This window comes from Stenotrophomonas sp. STEN008 (genome assembly GCF_056760435.1).
This window is the reverse complement of the sequence record NZ_JBRRET010000001.1, coordinates 73,430-92,132: the sequence shown is the minus strand read 5'-3', so window position 1 is coordinate 92,132 and position 18,703 is coordinate 73,430. Positions and strand designations below refer to the sequence as shown.

Sequence of the window (18,703 nt, the reverse complement as noted above, 5' to 3'; positions counted from 1 at the left end):
CAGCTCAGGCTTCTGCGACGGTGTCGCCGGCCAACGCGGCGAATCCACTGGCAAGATGCCTGCGCACCCGCGCATCGCGTGCTTCGCGGTCTTCCGAGCCAAGCACCACGGTGATCAATCGCACCGGCTGCGCGTGTCCGGCGATGGGGCGGCGCGCCGTAGCCGCCAGGCAGAACCCGGCCGCGCGGGTATAGCCGGTCTTCAGGCCGTCCACACCTTCATCGGCGAGCAGTGCGTTCTGGTTGCTGCGGCTGAACGTCCCGTGCGCGAACGCCGGCTGTGCGGTGATGGCCAGCACCTGCGGATGATCTGCCAGCAGGCGGCCCGCCAGCACCGCCATGTCGCGTGCGCTGGATACGTGCCGCGGCGTGGTGATGCCGGACACCGACGCGAACCAGGTACTGCCCAGGCCGAGACGCCGCGCCAGCGCGTTCATGTGCTGCAGGTACGCCGCCTGCGAGCCGTGCAGATGGCGGGCAAGCACAAGGGCCGCGTCGTTGCCCGATACCACCAGCATGCCCTGCAGCAGCCGGCCCAGCGTGACCGTTTCGCCGGGCACCAGGCCCATGCGCGTTTCATCGTCAGCAACCGCCTGCACGTCCTCGGCGGCAACGGTCACCGGCATCTCCCAAGCGGCGGCGCCGGATGCGACCTGTTCGTAGGCTGCGTACGCGGTCATCAGTTTGGTCAGTGAAGCAGGCGGACGCTGCAGGTCGGCGTTCTCCTGGTGGATGACCGCGAAGCTGCCGGCATCCAGGGTGATCGAGGAGACCGGGGGACGTGGAGACGGCATGGTGGCGCGGCAGGGGAGACGTTCCACAGGATACCGCTGCCACGATGCGTGAATCTGCAATATTGCAATGATATAACGTCGCGCATTCCGGGCCGCCTGCCCGACCCCACAGGATGCACGATGACCGCACACACGCCGCGCCGTTGGCTCTACCCTTCGATTCTGGCCGCGCTGGCAGCCCTCGCCGGCTGCCAGCCGGCACCGCGTGCGCAGGCGCCGACCGGCGGCTACCCGCACAACGTGATCGTGATGATCAACGACGGCGCGGGCTGGGGAACCTGGGATGCCGCCGCGTACTGGCAGTATGGCAGTCGCGAAGGCGCCCCGTACGCGCACTTCCCGCAGCGCCTTGCGGTGGCCACGTTCCCGCTCAACGCCAGCAGCCAGCCCACGCACGATTCGGCGCAGACGCTCGGCTACGACGCCGCGAAAGCATGGGATGCCACCCCGGTACCGGCAGCGGATCTTCCGTTCGCCGGTTATCAGTACCTGGCCGCGGTGGCGACCGACAGCGCCGCGGCGGGCACGGCGTTGTCGTCGGGCATCAAGACGTACAACAACGCCATCAACGTCAACAACGACGGCGTCGCGGTAGAGTTCAACACCCTGCGCGCCAAGCGCCTGGGCATGGCAACCGGTGTGGTCACCTCGGTGCCGTTCTCGCACGCGACACCGGCCGCGTTCGCCGCGCAGAACGCGTCGCGCAACAACTACCATGCCATCGCCCACCAGATGCTGGCGCAGGGCCACATGGACCTGGTCATGGGAACCGGCGGCCCCGGCTACAGCGTCGATGGCCGTGCCTGCGATGACGATGCAGGCGCAGTGAAGGAAGAAGGTTGCGCTAACCCCTGGGAGTGGGTGTCGCAGCAGGACTGGCAGCAGCTGGAAGCAGGCACTCCCATCGCCGGCAATCCTGCCGGACCGTGGCGGTTGATCCGCAGCAGGGAAGCGTTCGCTGCGCTTGCACAGGGACGGTTGCCAGCCGACCGCCCGTTGATCGGCGTACCGCGTGTGGCCAGCACCCTGCAGCAGGCGCGTCAGCTGCAGGTCCTGGGCAGGGATGCGACTACTCCCTCCGGCGTGAGGAAGATCGACAGCGTGCCGGACCTGGCGACCATGACCCGCGGCGCCCTGCAGTTCCTGCAGCAGCGCTCGTCCAAGGGCCTGTTCCTGATGGTGGAAGGCGGGGCCACCGACTGGGCCGCGCATACCAGCGCGTGCGGCACGGAATGGCATTACGGCCAGTGCGGCGACCAGCCGCAGTACGGCCGCCTGATCGAAGAGACGGTCGAGTTCAACGATGCGGTATCGGCGGTGGTGGCGTGGATCGAGCGCAACGGCGGATGGCAGCGCAATCTGCTGATCGTCACCACCGACCACGACAACAGCATGCCGATGGGCCCCGACGCGCAGCAGGTGGCGTTCGAGCCGGTGCGCAACAACGGGCGCGGGCGGATGCCGGGGATGAGCTTCCGCCCCACCGGCAATCACTCCAACGCACTGGTACCGCTGTGGGCCAAGGGCGCGGGCGCCGAGCGGCTCACCGCCCGAGTGCGCGGCATCGACGCCGGTTACCGCCAGCATGTGCGGTGGAATGATGGCAGCTACATCGACAACACCGACGTGGCTGCCGCAGTGCAGGACGTACTGCAGCGGCCTTGAGCAGAACAGTGCACGGTCCGGCCCGGTTGCCATCGCGTCCGGGGCGATGCAGCCTGCGCCGATGGAACCGCAGATCCGCATCGATGGTCGTGTCTTCGCCTACGTCTTTCCCTGCGCCTGGGAGGATTACGCCAAGATCGGCTTTACGCGTGACCCGCTCGGCCGCATCAGCGCACTGCATCGGCGCTGGTTCGAGTTCTTCGATCTGTGCGCCGGGGCGCTGGTGGAGGCGGAAACCGAGCGCGATGCGCGTGACCTGGAGCTGGAGTTGCGTTCCCCCTTTCGTGCACATCGCGCGCCGGCACCGATGACCGTGCAGGACAAGGCCGGCGGACGCACCGAATGGGTGCGTGGGGCGAACCAGGCCCTGTCCGATGCTGTGCGTGCGCTGGATGGGCGCGGATATCGGACCTTCCCGCTGCGCCCCTGGCTGCGCGCCGCCATGGTCCAGCGGCTGGATCGCCTGCATGACTGGGCCGCCCTGCAGCTGCCGGAAGAGGAAAGCCTGCGCATGCCGGGCAGCCCCGGACCGGCGGTGCTGCGCGATACCCTCGATGGCTATCGCGCGCTGGACATCGACCCGCTGCCATCGCTGCCGCCCCATGTGCAGGCCTGGTACGGGCACTAGCGGCCCGGCCCCTGTGAGCCCGCCGCTGTCGCGCTCAGCGCGGGGCGGGGCAGGTGGGGCAAGGCACCTTTGCCGCAGCTGGACGGTCGAGGTGTGTGGTCCGGTACGGCTTTCCCGGTACCCCGGTCGTGCTGGCCACCGGCGTGGCCAACTGGCGGGCCAGCTCGGCGCTTGCGATGTGACCGTGCAGGAACAACAGACTGCTGAAGATGTTCATGATCGTCGCTCCACTTGAGTGGATTGAACGATACGGGCAGCATGAGGACGCAAAAAGCGACATTTCCGCAAGCTTGACTTGAACAGGATTCAAGCCTCATGTCCCGCCCACCCCTCCATGCCCTGCAGGGTTTCGTGGCTGCCGCGCGCCTGGGCAACCTGTCACGCGCCGCGGCGTCGATGAACCTGACCGTCAGCGCGCTCAGCCACCAGATGCGGCAGCTCGAAGAACGCCTCGGCCAGCCGCTGCTGGTCCGCCAGGCGCGTGGGGTCGCACTGACCCTGGAGGGCCAGCGCCTGCTCGATCGGGTCGGGCCGCACCTGGATGCAATCAACGAGGTGTTCCAGCGCTACGCCGCGCGCGCCGAACATGTGCTGACGATCAGCGCCGTACCGTCGATGGCCTCCGCATGGCTGGTGCCACGGCTGGGTCATTTCGTCGCCGCACACCCGCAGATCGAGATCAACCTGCAGTCCAGCGAACGCCTTGTCGATTTCGATCGGCAGCTGCAGTTCGACGCGGCCTTGCGCGTAGGCGGCGGGCAATGGGCCGGGCTGGTGGTCGAGCGGCTGTTCGATGAGTGGCTGGTGCCGATGGCCAGCCCGGCGCTGATCGCGCGGATGGGCGGCATCGACCGTGCTCCACTGGCGCAGTGGCCGCTGCTGGGCGATCCGGATGGCGCATGGGCCGCGTGGTTTGCCCTGATCGGGCAGAGCCCCCCTTCGCGGTTCGTGGCGGTGCTCGACGATTCGGAAGCGCATCACCGTGCAGCGCTCGATGGCGTCGGTGTGGCCTTGGGCCGGCTGACGCGCGCGCGCCTGCTGCTGGATTCGGGCCAGCTGGTCGCGCTGTCGGAGCAGCGGCTGAAAACCGCCTGGCCGCACTGGCTGGTGTATCCGCAGCGCTCGGCGCGCCACCGTGGATTCCTCGCCTTCCGTGAGTGGTTGCATGCGCAGGCCAGCGAGCATGCGCGGCACATGGAGACGCAGGGCTGATCCGGCCCGGCGCACGCAGCCACCTGTCGCGTGCTGCGGGCCACTGCTGCGTCATCGCACCAGGGTGACCGCCTGTCCGGAACGTGCGAAAGCGTCCTCGAGCAGGGGCCCTGCCTTGATCGCCTCGACCTCGTCGAACAGGGCCCGCAGGGCGGCAGCGGGGCGCGCCGCAGGTGCGGCCACGGCCTGCTGGATCGCAGTGAAGCGGTCGGCGAGCACGCGGTGTCCCGGATGCTGCAGTGCCCAGGCCTGCAGTGGCTGGCGCACGCCAGCGGCGGCATCCAGGCGCCGTACGTCAAACAGATCGATGGCCGTCGCCGACGTGTCGGCACGCTCGATCGTGGCGTGCCGCAGTTCCCGGCTCAGGAACAGATCGTAGGCGGCACCGCGGCCAACGGCGATACGCAGCCCATCGCGATCCAGATCGGCCACCTGCCGCGCGGGACTGTCCTCGCGCACCAGGTAGGTTCCTTCGATCTCCACATACGGTGCACTGAAGGCGATGCGGCCGGCACGTGCCGGATCGATGGCGAGAAAGGCCAGGTCCCATGCGTCGTCGGCTGCCGCCGCGACCACCGATGCGGCCGCATCGTGACAGGTGAATCGCGCCTGCACGCCCATCCGCTGCGCCAGCGCGGTGGCCAGCTCCACCGAGGGGCCGCGCGGCGATCGTGCGTCGCCCTGCGCAAGGACCGGATTCCCCAGATTGATGGCGACGCGCAGATGGCCCAGTGGCGCCAGTGCACTTCGGTGATCGGCCAGGGTCATGCAGCGCTCCGCGAAGGGGGGCAGGCCAGCATGCCCGCAACGATGCGCACGGAATGTCAGGGCGGCGCTATCCTGCGACGATGAACCCCATCGCGCATGTCGAGATTCCGGCCAGCGACCTGGCTCGCGCCATCGCCTTCTACCTGCAACTGCATGATGCCGGCCACTGGCGGGTGGCCGAGATCTGCGATAGCGAGGGCAACCGCATTGCGCTGCAGGCGCCGGTGACGTTGTAACCCGGGCACCGTGCCGCGCGGTGCTACCGTGATGCGGCGTGCGAGCGCTGCAGCCAATCGTTGATCGCCGGGTCGAGCCGCGCATCGTCCGGCACGCGCAGGCCGAATGCCGACTGCAGGACGTCGCGCACGTCGGCGGCATCGCGCAGCGGACGCTTGAGCGGCGCCTGCCCGGGGCGGTACTCGGTGTAGTTGCCACTGCCGATGGTGCGCCGCCAGTCCGGGCCGGCCAGTGACGCGCGCAGCTGGCCGGGGAAACCCGAATCCGGGTGCGTGCACACGTACCAGTTGGCCACCACGTTGTCGATCGGCGCTGGCGGCCGCAGGTCGAAGCGGTACATCGCGCGCCATGCGTCGCCCGCCTGGGCGGAAAGCACGAAGTCGTCTTCACCCGCCAGCTGCTGAAGCTGGAAAGACTCGTGCGGCGTGGCCTGCGGCGCCGTTTCGTGCAGCCGCAGCGGCACCGTCGGCGTCAGGCCACCGAAGCCGGCATCGACGAGCCAGTCCTCTCCCTCGACGTGCACGCGCAGCAGCAGGTGGGTACGCGCCGTCGGGGCATTGTCCTGTGCCGCCAGCAGCACGCGCGCGCTCAGCGGCTGTGCGTCGAAGCCCACTGCCTGCAGGAGCGCCAGCAGGCCGCCGTTGAGTTCAAAGCAGTAACCGCCGCGCTGCTGGTCGAGAAGCTTGTGCTGCACGCTGTCCAGATCGATCGGCACCGCGTCGCGCAGCAGGCTGCTGAGGGTTTCAAAGGGGAGCAGGGCGTTGTGGCGCTGCACCAGCAGGGTCAGTCCGGCAAGGTCCAGCGACGGCGGAGCATCCAGTTGCAGGCGCTGCAGATAACGGGGGACGTCGAGCGGGGTCATGGCGAGGGCGGCAGGTGGGAAGAATCCCACTGTGCAACCGCAACCGGGGTTGAGGTCAAGCGCGGGCGCCGTGTCACGTCTCCGTCGCCTGGGGCCGGTACAAAGAGCGCAACCGGCACGGTGCGTGCCACGGCTTCGGCAATGTGCCTAAAGTTGTCGCCGGTCAGGCCGATACAGGTGCGTCCTTGCGCCTGGAGTCTGTGATGTCGGCCGCCGTCCCCCTTCGGTCCCTGCGCACCCGTCTCATCGCGATGCGCTCGGCGCTTCCACACCTGCTGGTCTGGCTGCAGCCGCATCGGCTCAGCGTGGCCAACAAACTCAAGGCCACCCTGCTGGTCTGCGGCGCGGGCCTGGTGGCGATCGCCGCCGTCCATGCCTGGACCGGCCATGCCAGCAGTCAGGCCGCACGCAGCCAGGCCAGTTACCAGCGTGGCAGCGATCTGGCCGCACGCCTGGCGACGCGGGTGGCGGAGGCGCGTCGCCTGCAGACCCAGTATGCACGCAGTTTCGACGATGCCGACCGCAGCCAGCTGCAGGCGGCCCAGCAGGCACTGCAGGTCGATCTGAAGGCGCTCAGGGCGATGCCGATGGATGCCGGTCGCCGCAAGGCATTGCAGGCGCTCACCGAGGCCGCCGAGGGATTCTCGCAGGGAGTGGCCGCGCTGTTCGAACGTGTGGACGAGATGGGGCGTGGTGATGCGGGCCTGGCTGCACAGCTGCAGCAGGCCGCCGATGCCCTGCAGCAGCGGGTGGATGGCCTGGACCGGCCGGCACTGGCGCTGCACCTGCAGAAGATGCGGCGTCAGGAAGCGCTGCTGCTGCTCGATGGCGATTCGACTCATGCCGACCGCGCCAGCGAAGAGAAGCTGCCGTTCGATCTGGCGCTGGCGGGGTTGCCGCCCGACGTGCAGGAGGCCCTCCGCACCGGCATGGACGCCTATCAGTCGGCACTGCTTGGCTATACCGCTGCCCGCGTCGGCCTTGATGTGGAGACGCAATCGCTGCTGGAGACGGCTGCCGGCGTGGCGCCTGCGCTCGCCGCCTTCCAGCAGGCACAGGTGAAGGCGCTGGCCCTGGCGCAGGCGCGGCAGCAGGCCGGTGCACGCACCATGAGCGTGCTGTTCACCCTCACCCTGCTGCTGGTGGCCGGCGTGCTGATCACCAGCCTGCTGCTGGTGCTGCGCGCGGTGCGCAGGCCGATCCAGGACACCCTGCGGTTCGCCAGCGACATCGCCGATGACCGGCTCGATACCACGTTGCGCGTGCACAACGCCAACGACGAGATCGGCCAGCTGGCACAGCGCCTGGTGGACATGCAGCAGCGGCTGCGTGCGCGCATCGAGACCGAGCGTGCGATGGCCCGTGGCAACACGCGCGTACGCCAGGCCTTGGACTGCGCGCAGACCGGGCTGATGGTGGTCGATGCCGAAGGCCAGGTGGACTACGCCAATCCTGCGTTGCGGCACGTGCTGGGCCTGCAGGCCGACGCGCTGGTCGGCACTGACGCGCGGGACCTGCATCCGGCCCTGGCCAGCCTGGTCGACGCGCGCCACCGCCAGGAGCGGGAAATCAGTCATGCCGGTGTGCGCTATCAGTTGATCGCCAATGCCATCGTCGATGACGACCAGTTCCTGGGCGTGGCGCTGGAGTGGCGCAGCCGTGCGCTGGAAACGCTGCTGGAGACCGAGGTGGCGGCACTGGTCGACGCTGCCGCGCAGGGTGACCTGCACGGGCGCATTTCGCTGCAGGGCAAGCACGGTTTCGTGCATACGCTGTCCACCAGCATCAACCGCCTGCTGTCCACCTTTGAAACCAACCTGGGGGACCTGCAGGCATTGCTGGCGGCGTTGGCCCGTGGGGATCTCAGCGTGCGCATGGAAGGTGAGCTGCAGGGCGTGTTCGCACGCATGCGCGACGACGCCAATGCAACCGTCGCACAGCTCGGCCGCATCGTCACCCGCATCCAGCGCGCCGCTGCCAGCCTGGACAGCGGTGTCGGTGAAATCGTTGCTGGCCATCACGACCTCTCGCAGCGTACCGAGCAGCAGGCGGCCAATCTGGAAGAGACCGCAGCCTCGATGCATGAGCTGACTGACACCGTCGGCCGCAACGCCGACGCCGCCGGACGTGCCGACGCGCTGGTGCAGGGGGCTGCAGCGGTTGCACAGCGGGGTGGGGTCGCCGTCGGTCAGGTGGTGGAGACCATGCAGGGCATCAGTGAAGCATCGCGCCGCATCGGGGACATCACCCAGTTGATCGACGGCATCGCATTCCAGACCAACATCCTTGCGCTCAACGCCGCCGTGGAGGCTGCGCGTGCCGGAGAGCAGGGCCGCAGTTTCGCGGTGGTGGCGGCGGAAGTGCGTCTGCTCGCGCAGCGCAGTGCCGAGGCAGCCAGGCAGATCAAGGCGCTGATCGAGGATTCCGTGGCACGCGTCGGCCAAGGCAGCGTGCAGGCCGCGCAGGCGGGCACCACCATGGACGAGATCGTCGGCAGCGTGCAGCAGCTGGCGGACCTGCTCGCCGGCATCCGCAGCGCCTCGCAGGATCAGCACGCAGGCATCGCCCAGGTGAACCACGCCATCGTGCAGATGGAGGCCAGTACCCAGCGCAATGCCAGCCTGGTGGAAGAAGCCGGCTCGTCGACCGCGCAGATGCAGGCGCAGGTGCGCGCGCTGGCCGAAGCCGTGTCCGCGTTCCGCCTGCAGCCGGACCGTCAGGCCCGCGCGGCGGCGTGATCGCGTCCGCCGCCGGGTCCAGCCCGGCGGCGCGGCTCAATACACGTCGCGCCGGTAGCGGCCGCTCTCGAGCAGCGTTTCCACCACCTCGTCACCGAGCGCGCCCCGCAGTACCTGATCCACGCCCTCGGCCATGCCCTGCAGCGAGCCGCAGACATGGATCACGGCGCCACGCTGCATCCATTCCCGCAGTTCATCGCAGGCCGACCGCAGGCGGTCCTGGACGTAACCGCCCGCTGCGTCGCGCGAGAACGCCAGGTCGACCCGGATCAGATGGCCCTGCGCCTGCCATGCGCTCACCTCATCGGCGAACAGGAAGTCATGAGCGCGCTGGCGCTCGCCGAACAGCAGCCAGTGGCCGTGCTCGCCTGCGTGTGCCGCCTCGCGCAGCAGGCCGCGCAGGCCGGCGATGCCGGTGCCGTTGCCGATCAGCACCATGGGTGCGCCCGGCACGCGATGGAAGCCGGGGTTGCGGTGCACGCGCGCGGCGATGTGCGCGCCTGCCGGCGCATGCAGCGACAGCCAGCCCGAACCCAGCCCCGGGCGCCCGTTGTTGTCGTGCACCAGGCGCACGACCAGTTCCACCACGCGATCGGCCGGGCAGGAGGCGATCGAATACTCGCGGCCCGGCAGTACGGGCAGGGCCGTCAGCCAGCGTCCGGCATCCTGCACCTGCAGCGCACTGGCCGCGTCCGGCAGTTCACGTTCGCTGGCCAGGCACTGCAGGGTCTGCGTGCCGCCTTCCATCAGCAGCGGTTGCAGCGGGTCCAGTCCATGCGCCCGCAGTACCGCACGGGCATGCGCGGCACTGTGCCGCGGCGCGATGTGCAGGATGTCGCCGGCCTGCCACTGCACGTCATCCGGCGCGGCCAGCCGGATCCGCCAGATCGGACCACCGACGCTGCCCGGGTTCAGCTGCTGGCGATCCAGCAGCTGCCAGTCGTGCATGCGGGTGGCCGCCGGCAGCACGCTGTCGTCGGCAGCAATGCCGGTCAACAGGCCGAGCTGCTGCTGCCACTGGCGCAATGCCGCGACCGATGCAGCGTCCACGTCGATGCGGTCGAACATCGCGCGGGCACCGTTGCCCAGCAGCCACGCATCGAACTGGCGGCCGAAGGCGCAGTAGTGCGGGTACTGGCGGTCGCCCAGCGCGAGCATGCCGAACTGCAGTGTGGCCAGGTCCAGGGATCGGCCCAGCAGCTGGCGCGAGGCACGTCGTGCCGAATCCGGCGGTTCGCCGTCACCAAAGGTACTGAGCACGAACAGCGCGTGGCTCGCCGCCTGAAGGCGGTGCGCGTCGATCCTTGCCAGCGGCAATACCTGCACCGCCTGTCCGCTGGCCTGCAGCTGCGCTGCCGCGCGCCATGCCAGCTGTTCGGCCAGGCCGCTCTGGCTGGCATGCACCACCAGCCATGCGGCGCCGTTGGCTGCGGCCGCCGGCAGCGGCTGGCGCAGCGCACGTGCGGCGCGCTGGCTGCGGCGACGGTCGAGATAGAGCAGCCAGCCGGTGATGAAGAACAGGCTCATGCCCAGGCTGCTGAGCATCACGATGATGCGCCCGGGAATCCCGAAGTAGCTGCCCGAGTGCAGCGCGAACACGCTGGTGGCCAGCTGACCGCCAGCGCCCTGGCGCGCGTAGGGACGCGCGTCCAGAATCGCACCGCTGGCAGGGTCGAGCTGCAGCAGATCGTGCGCGCGGTCATGATGGCCGCCGCGCAATGCTGGATCGCCCGCCATGGTCCGCACATTCAGTGCCTGGCCGGGCTTCTCGGGCAGCCGCAGGTCGATGTAACCGGTGCGCACCCCGGCCTGCGCGTACAGCGTCGTTTCCACGCGGTGCAGGTCGAGCACGGCGCCGGCATCGATCACCTGCTTGGCCGGTGGCGCCACGCCGAGCAGGGCATTGGCCGCGCTGCGATACCAGTCGAACGACCACCACAGGCCGGTCAGGGCACTCATCAGGTAGATCAGCAGCACCCAGGTGCCGGCCACCGAATGCAGGCTCCACAGGAAGCCGCGGCCGCTGCGCTTCCATTCCACGGCCAGCCAGCTTCGCCAGTGCCACCAGCGGCGGGGCCAGCGCAGGTAGAGCCCGGACAGCGTGAAGAACAGCAGGGCGATCGCGCAGCTGCCGGTAATCCATTTTCCGCGCTCGCCCGCGGCGAGGTGGCGGTGCAGGTCTTCGACGAAGTCGAAGAAGGCCTGCCCGCGCAGGGCGCTGAAGCGCTCGCCGCTGTATGGGTCGAAGTACACCCAGTGCGCTTTGCCGCCGGCGAAACGGGCCACCGATGGGCGCTGGCCGCTGGCATCCACGCGCAGCCGCTGCAACGGCCGTTTGCTGTCGGCCTGCAGCATCGGCACCAGCTCGCTCAGGGGCAGCGGCTGCTGGCCTTCGGCGTGATGTTCGGCGATGGCGGCGAAGCCGGGGTTGGCGGCGCGCAGCAGTTCATCTTCAAAAGACAGGGCTGCGCCGCTCAGGCCCATGATGGCCAGGACGGTGCCGGCCGTGATGCCCAGCAGCCAGTGCAGTTGGAACAGGACGTTCTTGAACATCGGGGGATGAAAGCCAGGAGGGCTGCCGCCCGCATCCTGCGCAACAGCAAATGAGAATTAGTCGCGTAATTCTCGGGGGCGCCCTGCCTGCGGTCAAGCCGGTGGGGTGGCGCCAGCGACGGGGCCTTCCATGGCCACCGTTGCGTGCACTTGCACCTGCGTCAGAACTTCCAGCCCACCCGCGTGTAATAGAACCCGCCGTTGAATCCGTAGGGCGAATGCACCGGATACTGCGCACCGGCCACACCCCCCCAGGGGTTGCTGGCCGGCACACGGTCGAACAGGTTCTGCGCGCCCACGCTGACGTACAGGCCCGAATCGAACTTCCAGCCCACTTCCGCATCCACGATCAACGCGCTGCCCCCGTAGATCGGCAGGCCGCCGTCCTCGGCGGAGATCACGCCGCTGTCCAGGTGATCCTCGTACCAGCTGCTGTAATAGTTGAACCGGAGATTGGCGTGGAAGATCTGCCGCTGGTGATTGATGCTGAAGTAGCCCTTGGTCCTGGGCAGCGATTTCTCCAGCTTGTACACGCGCGCTTCGTCGATGAAGTCGGTGTCGTAGCGGTCCACCTTCGTGCGGTTCCAGTTGGCCGCCAGCGAGTAGGTGGTGACCCCGCCGAAGTGGTTGCTCTTGAAGCTGGTCACCAGGTCCACGCCGGTGGTGGTGGTATCGAAGGCGTTGCCGAAGTAGGTTACCTGCGAGATGGACGCGGCTTCCGCATTGCCGCCGGCCACCAGCGCCGCACGCTCCTCCGGAGTGACTGCAAAGCTGGTGCTCAGGGCAATGCGGTCTTCCACCTTGATCTGATAGCCGTCCAGGGTGACCAGCCAGTCACCTTCGGTCCACACCGCGCCCAATGACACATTCCTGGACTCTTCCGGAGTAAGCGGCTGCGCGCCCTTGAGCTGGGCAATCGGATTGGTCGGCGGCAGGGTGGCGATGTCTTCCAGTGCGGTACCGCCGAACACGGTGCTGATCTGGCTGATGTTGGCCTGGCCGGGAGTCGGCGCACGGAAGCCGGTGTTGTAGGCGCCGCGCAGAGCGAAGTGCTCGTTGAAGTCGAAGCGCGCGGTGAGCTTGCCAGTGGTGGTGCTGCCGAACGAATCGTAGTCCTCGTAGCGCAGCGCACCGGCCAGCAGCAGCCGCTCGGTGAGCTGTGCTTCCAGGTCGGCGTAGGCGGCCCAGTTGCGACGATCAAAGGTGCCGGCGGTGCGCGTGCTGAAGCCGTTGAATCCGTTGGAGCCCAGCGCGAAGCCCTGTTCGGTCAGCGGCCCGATGGCGGTGGACGGGCCGTCACCGGGGCTGATCCTGAAGCTCTCCTCGCGCCATTCGGCACCCATCGCCAGGCGCAGCGGCTGGCTGCTGAAGCTGACCGGGATGTCCCGGCTGACGTCCACGTTGAGGTTCTTTTCGGTCTGGGTATTGCCACCCGGGCGGAAGAACAGCCCGGCCGGCTGGTCGGGACCGAGCGAGGCGTTGACGGTGTTGTAGATGGTGAACTCGATCTCGTTGCGTCCCCAGGAGCCGCTCACGTCCCAGTACCACTCACCCCAGGTGCCTTTGGCGCCGGCGAACACCGAGGCGTCTTCCAGTTTGCCGCCGAAGCGTGGGGTGAAGCCGCCGGGCAGGCTGGACAGGAAGGTAAAGCAGTTGGCGGGCAGGGCAGCCACCGCGCCGCTCACGGTGCCGTACGGCAGCAGGTTGCCGGCGCCATCGCGCAGGGCGATGGTGGGGCATGCGCCCACGCCGGTCAGGTTGCCCACCAGCAATGTCTGGCCGCCATCGTTGGAGTAGACGCCCGAACGTGCGGTGGGGTCGCGGTAGTAGAACCCGCCATCCACTTCACGCTTGGCGTAATTGCCGAACAGGTAGAACTCCACGTTCTCGGTGTCGTAACCGAGGTTGGCGACCAGCTTGAGGTCGTCGTCCACCTTCGGCGATCCCCAGATCTGCGCAGGATCTTTCACCCCGGGGTAGCCTGCCGCTGCGACCGCGGCGGCATCGTCGCGCTGCACACTGCGCGAGGTGTCGTCGGCGTTGCGCCATTCGGCCGTAAGGGTGGCGAAGCCGTGCTCGGCGAGCGGCAGGCCGATCTGCGCCGAGTACTGGGTGGTGAGCCCGTCGCCCTCGTAGTACTGGCCGGCGAACACCTCGGCGGTGCCGCCTTCGCGCAGCTTCTTCAGGCTGAAGTTGAGCACGCCGGCAATGGCGTCCGAGCCGTATTGTGCCGCTGCGCCGTCGCGCAGCACGTCCACCTGTTCCAGCGCCAGCGAGGGGAACACGGACAGGTCCGGTCCCTGTGCGCCGTCGGACAGTCCGTGGCCGAGGAACGTGATCACCGCCGAGCGGTGGAAACGCTTGCCGTTGACCAGCAGCAGGGTGTTGTCCGGCGGCAGGCCACGCAGGTTGGCCGGACGCACCAGGCTGGCCGCATCGTCGATGGGAATCGTGCTGACGTTGAAGGAAGGCACGAGCACTTTGAGCTGGTCGAGGGCGTCGGTCGCGCCCTGGTTGCGGAACTCTTCACCGCTGATGATGTCGATCGGCACCGCCGACGAGGACACCGTGCGCGGTTTGGTGCGGCTGCCCAGTACCGAAACGGTATCCAGGGTGGTGGCCGCGTCGGGCGTCGTCGATGTGCCGCTGTCCTGCGCCCGTGCAACGGGGCTGGTGGACAGCAGCGCGGTGGCGAGGGCCACCATTACTGCGGATGCCAATGGCGTGATTGCGTCTGGAGCCTGAACACTTCTGCGAATTCCGTGTTTCATGCATGCACCCTGCAGTCGATTTGAGTGGTTTGTCGGTCAGTCGTTCATCCTGTTGGTTCTCCTTGCAGCCAGGGCCCTGGTCGCTAAACGCAGAATTAACAGAACGTAAACCGTACTGCAACGAATCTTTCGTTTTAAGGCGCCAAGACGCGGAATGGATCGCAAAACAGCCTTATATGGTTGCTCAAGGCATGTACTGTGTGCCCAAGGCAACCATCAGGAACGTCCCCGTGTCTGCGCTCACTTCCGATCCCGTCGCACAGGTCCGCGCCTTCAACCGCTTCTACACCCGCAGGATCGCGGTGCTCGAGGAGCGTTTGCTGCACAGCGACTTCACCCTCACCGAGGCGCGGGTGCTGTTCGAACTGGCGGCGGGCCAGGGCATCACGGCTGCGCAGCTGGGCCATCGGCTGGACCTCAACGCGGGCTACCTCAGCCGGCTGCTGAGCGGGCTGCAGGCGCGCGGTCTGGTTCAACGCGAACCGTCGGTGATGGATGCGCGCGCGAACCGGCTGGTGTTGACCGAAGCGGGCCGCGCCGCCTTCGCACAGCTGGATGCAGCGTCCAGCGAAAGCGTCGCTGCCATGCTGGGAGATATCAGCGAAGCAGGATGCCAGCGCCTTCTGGAGGCGATGGCGCACATCCAGGCACTGCTGGGAGGTGCATCGTCGGATTGCGTGCTGCGCGATCCCCGCCCCGGCGACATGGGCTGGGTGATCCAGAAGCACGGCGCGCTGTATGCACGCGAATTCGGATGGAACGCGGAGTTTGAAGCGCTGGTGGCCGACATCGTCACCCGCTACCTGCGCGAACACGACCCGCAGACCGAGCGCTGCTGGATCGCTGAACTGGACGGCACCCCGGTGGGGTCGGTGTTCGTGGTCCGGCACGACGCGCACAATGCCAAGCTGCGGCTGCTGCATGTCGATGCCAGCGCGCGCAGGCGGGGCATCGGGCAGCGACTGGTGGACGAGGCGATGAGCTTCGCGCGCGCGGTGGGCTACAAGCGCATGGTGCTGTGGACCAATGCCGCGCTCATCGACGCCCGCGGCCTGTACGAACGGGCCGGCTTCGAACTGATGACCGAGCAGCACGAGCAGCTGTTCGGCCAGCCACAGGTGTCCCAGCTCTGGGCGCGCTCTCTGGTCTGACCGGGATCAGGACGCGTGGATGCCGGCCGCGGCCAGGCTTACAGCCGGGCCCACGTCTGCACTTCGCCGGCGGCAAACGGCCCCAGCTTCTGCTTCACGATGCGGCCCTGTGCATCCACCAGCACGCTGTAAGGCAGCAGCCCCTGGGCATTGCCCAGCTGCACGCTGGCATCGCGCGGACCGGGCGTCTCCAGCACGATCGGGTAGTCCACCGGCACCCGCTGCAGGAAACGCTGCACATCTTCGGGTGTATCCAGCGCCAGCCCCAGCACCTGCACGCCGTCAGGTTGCTGCGCCTGCGCGAAGCGCGACAGTTCCGGCATTTCCTCGACGCAGGGCCCGCACCAGCTGGCCCAGACATTGATGAGCAGCGGCCGGCCGGCAAAACGCTGGCGCAGATCGAGCGGCTGTCCCTGCAGGTCCGGCAGCACCAGTGCGGGCAGGGCATCGCCTGCCTGCAGCACGGGCAGCGGTGCTGCAGGTGGCTGCACGTCTGGATCGCCAGCGTCCGCCGCCGGCACCGGCGTCAGCCGATGGCCGGCCCACAGGCCCAGGCCGGCAGCCAGCACCGCGGTCCACAGCAGCGCTGGCCGTTGCCACCTCATCGTGCGGTGCGCAGCAGCGCTTCTTCGACCACGGCCTGGGTAAGCAGGGTCGGCAGCACCGTCGGCGGTGCGCCGGGCCCGTACACCACGTAAAGCGGAACGCCCACGGCCTTGTGCTCATCGAGGAAAGCGGTGATCTGCGGGTCCACGTTGGTGTAGTCGCCGCGCATGTACACCGCGTTGGTGCGCCTGAGCAGCTCCCTGAACTCCGGTCGCGACAGCACGGCGCGCTCGTTCGCCTTGCAGCTCACGCACCAGTCGGCGGTCATGTTGACGAACACCACGCGGTTGTCGGCACGCAGGCGGTCGAGCAGCTGCGGCGAATACTCCACGACGTTCTCGCTGGTGGCCTGTGCCGCACGTGCCGGTGGCTTCAGCTGGGTCACGCCCCACACCGGTAACAGCGCGGCGATTGCCAGCAGCACGCCCAGCAGGCCGGCGGCGCGCTGGCTGCGCCAGCGGCTGCGCTCGAACAACCACAGGCCCAGGGACAGCAGCAGCAGTCCGCCCAGCGCCAGCGCCATGCCGTCCACGCCACGCTGCTTGCCCAGCACCCACAGCAGCCACAGTGCGGTGGCATACATCGGGAACGCCAGCACGTGCTTGAGCGTTTCCATCCACGGGCCGGGCTTGGGCAGGCGCCGCGCGAGCGCCGGCACGAAGCCGATCAGCAGGAACGGCAGGGCCAGGCCCAGGCCCAGGAACAGGAACACGGCCATCGCCTGTACGGGCGTGGCAACGAAGGCATAGGCGACCGCGCCTCCCATGAACGGACCGACGCACGCGCTGCCGACCACGCAGGCCAGCGCACCGGTGAAGAAATCGCCGGCCGGACCGCTGCGACGGGCGAGTGACTGGCCGAGGTTGCCCAGGCCACCGCCGAGGGTGAACACGCCGGACAGGCTCAGGCCAACCGCAAACATGATGTAGGCCAGTGCCGCGACCACGCCTGGGTGCTGCAGCTGGAAACCGATGCCCACCGCATTGCCAAGCATGCGCAGGCCGACCATCAGCGCGCCGATCACCGCGAAGGCGACCAGTACGCCCAGCGTGTACCACATGGCGTGGCTGCGGGCGCGCTCGGCGCTCTCACCGCTCTGTGCCAGGCCCAGCACTTTCAGCGACAGGATCGGCAGCACGCAGGGCATCAGGTTCAGTACGAGGCCACCGGCCAGTGCCAGCAGCAGCACCCACAGGAACGAACGGTCCGGATCCGGGGTCGTGGCCGGCGGGCGGGTACGCAGCGCGTTGTCGCCCCGCGCATCGGCGGCGAACCCTGCCTGCGCGCCGGCCACATCGGCACGCGCCGGTTCGCTGTTCGGCACGGTCGGCAGCAGGCGCAACGGGGTGCCGTTGGCCGCCTCGCGCGGTGCGGCGCTGCCCGCCGGCAGCGGTCGGATCATTTCGCTGCGTGGCGCAGGCTGGCCGGCGTGGGCGCTGATCTTTCCCGCGGGGATCGACAGCTTCACCCGGCGGGTCATCGGCGGGTAGCAGATGCCATCGGTCTGGCAACCCTGGAAGGTCACCACCAGTGTGCTGTCCACCGCGTCGGTCACCGTGCGGCGCAGCGGCAGCGGCACTTCGACCTGGTTGAAGTACACCGACACATCGCCGAAGTGCTCGTCGCGATGCGACTGCGCGGCGGGCCAGCGCGGCGTAGCAGCCAGCACACCGGCACTGCCTTCCAGCTTCAGCGAGGTGCGATCGCGATACAGGTAGTAGCCCGGCGCGGGACTGAAGCGCAGCAGCAGGGTGTTGCCATCGCTGGCGATCGCGTCGAAGCCGAAGGCCTGTTCGGAGGGCAGCGGAAGCGCCTGGCTGTTGCTGCTGCCGGGCAGGCGCAGGCCACCACCGCTGCCGGCCCCGGCAAGCGGAGTGTTGAACGCGCTCACGCCGGTGACCCGCGCGGTTGGCAGGGCGGCTGCGGCGCCACCGCCACCACCGGGCAGTGTCACCTGGACCACGCGCTTCTGCGGCGGGTAGCAGACACCGGCATCGGCGCAGCCCTGGTAGCGCACTTCCAGGCTGAGGGTGCCGGCCGCATCCGTCGGGGCGCCCGGCAGCGAAACCTGCAGGCGTTCGCGGTAGGTCTCGACCTCGCCGAAGAAATCGTCGTGGTGCTTGGTGCCGCTGGGCATCTGCAGCGCACCGGCATTGAAGGCCGGGTCGGCCTTGACGCTGGTGCGGTGGCGATAGAGGTAGTACCCCGGCGCGATCTTGAACTGCAGCTGGATCTGGTTCCGCTCCGGCGCACTGGCGGTCAGCGCGAACGCCTGATCCACCGGCAGCAGATCTTTCTCGTCCAGGGCGAATGCAGGCAGGGCCAGCGAGAGCAGGGCGCACAGCGCGGCGGCACGGGCAAACAGATTCATCAAGCGGTGTCCTCCCGGGTCTGCGCCCGGATCCAATCCAGATAGGCCGGCAGTCCGGCCCGGGCTTCGACCGCGATGCACTCGGGGAGTTCATACGGATGCAGTTCGACGATCCGTGCCATCGCTGCCTCCACGCGGCTGGCCGTAGTCTTCACCAGCAGCTGCAGCTCGGCATCGGTAGTGACCTCGCCCTGCCAGCGGTAGGTCGACTGCGCCCCTTCCAGGCGCGTCACGCAGGCGGCCAGGCGCTCGCCGACCAGCGCATGCGCGATGCGCTCGGCACTGGCCCGGTCCGGGCAGGTGGTCAACAGCAGCAGGACGGGATCGACGGTCGGCATGACCGTCGAG

General features: G+C 68.5%; 15 protein-coding genes. 6 read left to right on the top strand and 9 right to left on the bottom strand.

Annotated elements, in window-relative coordinates; genetic code table 11:
* Nucleotides 1-4 precede the first annotated feature (4 nt).
* Nucleotides 5-793: a D-alanyl-D-alanine carboxypeptidase family protein gene (locus tag ACVOME_RS00470; RefSeq protein ID WP_111186280.1), complete on the bottom strand. Its 789-nt coding sequence runs from the start codon at nucleotides 791-793 to the stop codon at nucleotides 5-7.
* A gap of 120 nt (nucleotides 794-913) precedes the next feature.
* On the opposite strand from ACVOME_RS00470, the gene ACVOME_RS00465 reads away from it, so the two are divergent.
* Together ACVOME_RS00465 and ACVOME_RS00460 are read left to right on the top strand one after the other, a co-directional pair.
* Complete coding sequence (locus tag ACVOME_RS00465; protein ID WP_481504586.1) at nucleotides 914-2,458, top strand: alkaline phosphatase; 1,545 nt, start codon at nucleotides 914-916, stop codon at nucleotides 2,456-2,458.
* Nucleotides 2,459-2,519: 61 nt separating this feature from the next.
* Nucleotides 2,520-3,086: a GIY-YIG nuclease family protein gene (locus ACVOME_RS00460; protein WP_111186278.1), complete on the top strand. Its 567-nt coding sequence runs from the start codon at nucleotides 2,520-2,522 to the stop codon at nucleotides 3,084-3,086.
* Nucleotides 3,087-3,120: 34 nt separating this feature from the next.
* Here ACVOME_RS00460 and ACVOME_RS00455 read toward each other — a convergent pair whose 3' ends face one another.
* The gene (locus ACVOME_RS00455; protein WP_459062376.1) at nucleotides 3,121-3,303 is read right to left on the bottom strand and encodes a hypothetical protein; all 183 of its coding nucleotides are present in this window, start codon (nucleotides 3,301-3,303) and stop codon (nucleotides 3,121-3,123) included.
* 98 nt (nucleotides 3,304-3,401) lie between these two features.
* On the opposite strand from ACVOME_RS00455, the gene ACVOME_RS00450 reads away from it, so the two are divergent.
* On the top strand, nucleotides 3,402-4,298 hold the full coding sequence (locus tag ACVOME_RS00450) for a LysR substrate-binding domain-containing protein (protein ID WP_065174425.1): 897 nt from the start codon (nucleotides 3,402-3,404) through the stop codon (nucleotides 4,296-4,298).
* Nucleotides 4,299-4,349: 51 nt separating this feature from the next.
* Here the strand turns inward: ACVOME_RS00450 and ACVOME_RS00445 are convergent, their stop codons facing one another.
* On the bottom strand, nucleotides 4,350-5,066 hold the full coding sequence (locus ACVOME_RS00445; protein ID WP_065181625.1) for a transporter substrate-binding domain-containing protein: 717 nt from the start codon (nucleotides 5,064-5,066) through the stop codon (nucleotides 4,350-4,352).
* Between the two features lie 80 nt (nucleotides 5,067-5,146).
* Here ACVOME_RS00445 and ACVOME_RS00440 point away from each other — a divergent pair, with 80 nt between their 5' ends.
* On the top strand, nucleotides 5,147-5,302 hold the full coding sequence (locus ACVOME_RS00440) for a VOC family protein (protein WP_193395982.1): 156 nt from the start codon (nucleotides 5,147-5,149) through the stop codon (nucleotides 5,300-5,302).
* A 23-nt stretch (nucleotides 5,303-5,325) separates the two neighbouring features.
* On the opposite strand, the gene ACVOME_RS00435 is transcribed toward ACVOME_RS00440, so the two are convergent.
* Nucleotides 5,326-6,165, bottom strand: a complete 840-nt coding sequence (locus tag ACVOME_RS00435; protein WP_414487702.1) for an arylamine N-acetyltransferase family protein — start codon at nucleotides 6,163-6,165, stop codon at nucleotides 5,326-5,328.
* A gap of 203 nt (nucleotides 6,166-6,368) precedes the next feature.
* On the opposite strand from ACVOME_RS00435, the gene ACVOME_RS00430 reads away from it, so the two are divergent.
* Complete coding sequence (locus tag ACVOME_RS00430; protein ID WP_481504585.1) at nucleotides 6,369-8,903, top strand: methyl-accepting chemotaxis protein; 2,535 nt, start codon at nucleotides 6,369-6,371, stop codon at nucleotides 8,901-8,903.
* A gap of 36 nt (nucleotides 8,904-8,939) precedes the next feature.
* Here the strand turns inward: ACVOME_RS00430 and ACVOME_RS00425 are convergent, their stop codons facing one another.
* Nucleotides 8,940-11,456, bottom strand: a complete 2,517-nt coding sequence (locus ACVOME_RS00425) for a PepSY domain-containing protein (protein ID WP_460256052.1) — start codon at nucleotides 11,454-11,456, stop codon at nucleotides 8,940-8,942.
* Nucleotides 11,457-11,617: 161 nt separating this feature from the next.
* A complete protein-coding gene (locus ACVOME_RS00420) occupies nucleotides 11,618-14,161 on the bottom strand; it encodes a TonB-dependent receptor plug domain-containing protein (protein WP_414487705.1) in 2,544 nt (847 codons plus the stop codon).
* A 296-nt stretch (nucleotides 14,162-14,457) separates the two neighbouring features.
* Here ACVOME_RS00420 and ACVOME_RS00415 point away from each other — a divergent pair, with 296 nt between their 5' ends.
* Entirely contained in the window at nucleotides 14,458-15,378 is a 921-nt protein-coding gene (locus tag ACVOME_RS00415; protein WP_065181626.1) for a bifunctional helix-turn-helix transcriptional regulator/GNAT family N-acetyltransferase, read from the top strand.
* A 38-nt stretch (nucleotides 15,379-15,416) separates the two neighbouring features.
* Here ACVOME_RS00415 and ACVOME_RS00410 read toward each other — a convergent pair whose 3' ends face one another.
* From ACVOME_RS00410 to cutA, 3 genes are read right to left on the bottom strand one after another with little or no spacing between them, the layout of a single operon-like run.
* Nucleotides 15,417-15,983, bottom strand: a complete 567-nt coding sequence (locus tag ACVOME_RS00410; protein WP_053515709.1) for a TlpA disulfide reductase family protein — start codon at nucleotides 15,981-15,983, stop codon at nucleotides 15,417-15,419.
* Nucleotides 15,980-18,358: a protein-disulfide reductase DsbD family protein gene (locus tag ACVOME_RS00405; RefSeq protein WP_481504584.1), complete on the bottom strand. Its 2,379-nt coding sequence runs from the start codon at nucleotides 18,356-18,358 to the stop codon at nucleotides 15,980-15,982. Before ACVOME_RS00405 ends, ACVOME_RS00410 begins: the two co-directional genes overlap by 4 nt.
* Nucleotides 18,355-18,693: a divalent-cation tolerance protein CutA gene (gene cutA / locus ACVOME_RS00400; protein ID WP_053515713.1), complete on the bottom strand. Its 339-nt coding sequence runs from the start codon at nucleotides 18,691-18,693 to the stop codon at nucleotides 18,355-18,357. The genes ACVOME_RS00405 and cutA overlap by 4 nt, the downstream gene beginning before the upstream one ends.
* Nucleotides 18,694-18,703 lie beyond the last annotated feature (10 nt).